Genomic DNA, 341 nt, shown 5'->3' with positions numbered 1-341 from the left:
TTGCAGATACGACAGCAGGCCGGTCATCTTCTCACCACTGGTGATCTTCACGATCATCGCGCGTCGAACTCCTGCAAAATGCCATCGATTCGCATCGCGACCCGGCGCACCTCACCCAGCGTGACACCGAGATTCTCGGGCAGATCACCGGTCGCGTTGGTGGCCTTCGCCATCTGATTGACGCTGATCGAGATCGCCGACAGCAAGCGGAACGCACCGAACAACTGCTCCGCGAATTCACGCCGCTCAGACGCGGTTTCGGAATGCTCCGCGAGGGCGGACTCAACGAGCAACCGCGGCACGCTCACTCGCGCATGCTGCGCCTTCGCCAGAAGCGCCGA

The 341-nt window shown here is 61.9% G+C and carries 1 protein-coding gene; it reads right to left on the bottom strand.

Annotated elements, in window-relative coordinates:
- Nucleotides 1-53 precede the first annotated feature (53 nt).
- A partial coding sequence (locus MLGJGCBP_RS44420) for a MobC family plasmid mobilization relaxosome protein (protein ID WP_236581705.1) occupies nucleotides 54-341 on the bottom strand: 288 nt, incomplete at its 5' end.

Origin of the sequence: Rhodococcus sp. T7, assembly GCF_009872365.1 — a bacterium.
In the GTDB taxonomy this organism is placed as follows: Bacteria; Actinomycetota; Actinomycetes; order Mycobacteriales; family Mycobacteriaceae; genus Rhodococcus_F.
This window is presented reverse-complemented; position numbering and strand designations above follow the sequence as displayed.